This is a genomic window from Kineococcus siccus (assembly GCF_009906795.1).
GTDB lineage: Bacteria > Actinomycetota > Actinomycetes > Actinomycetales > Kineococcaceae > Kineococcus > Kineococcus siccus.
Genome location: NZ_JAAALN010000425.1, coordinates 1 through 795, shown reverse-complemented (window position 1 = coordinate 795; position 795 = coordinate 1). Strand labels below are relative to the sequence as shown.

At 79.5% G+C, this 795-nt stretch carries 1 pseudogene; it reads left to right on the top strand.

Going from position 1 to position 795, the window contains the following annotated elements:
* Positions 1 to 74: 74 nt before the first annotated feature.
* A pseudogene (locus GTR02_RS21950) lies at positions 75 to 795 on the top strand (hypothetical protein); the annotation flags it as partial.

Sequence of the window (795 nt, the reverse complement as noted above, 5' to 3'; positions counted from 1 at the left end):
TCCCCGTGGTGACCGCCGACCCCGGCGCCGACCCGACCGCCGTCCCGACCGCGACGTCCTGAGAGGAGGACCCCGTGAGCACCAGCAGCTCCCCGTTCGGCATCGAGCCCTACCCCGACGACGACGGTGCCGAGGAGGTCCTCGTCGCCGCCCCGGCGCGCGAGCGGACCCCCCTCGACCCCCGCGTCCTGCGGTCCCTGCTCGGTGGCGCCGCCGCCGTCGCGGTCATCGGGGCCGGCGCCGCGGGTTTCCTGTGGATCAGCAGCACCCCGTCGGGCGACGTGGCGGACGCCGCGTTCGGCGGGGTGCGCAGCACGCCCCCGGTCGTCGGTGACCCCGGTCCCGTGCGCGCCACGGGCGTCGCCTTCGGCGGCCGGGACCTGTTCTCCGCGAGCGCGACCGCCGGCAGCGGCGGCGGCGGGGCCCTGCCCTCGACCGAGGTCCTCCCGGCGACCACGGCCCCTCCGGCCGCCCGGCCGGTGGCGCCCCCGGTCCCCGTGTCCACGACACCGCCGGGTGGGCGTGCGACCTCCGTGGTCCCGCCGCCGCCTCCGCCCGCCGCACCGCCCGCCACCGGTGCGCCGTCGGGACCGCCGTCCGTCGTCGCGCCGCCCGTCTCCTCGGCGCCCGGCTGGGTGACCCCCGTCGTGCGCTTCCTCAGCGGCAGCCCGGCCGCGGCCGTCCTCGACGTCGACGGGGAGACCCGGACGTTCGCCGTCGGGCAGGCCGTCTACCCGCTCGGGATCGTCTACGCGGGCACCGTCGTCGAGGCGACCCCCTCGCCGACCCCCTCGT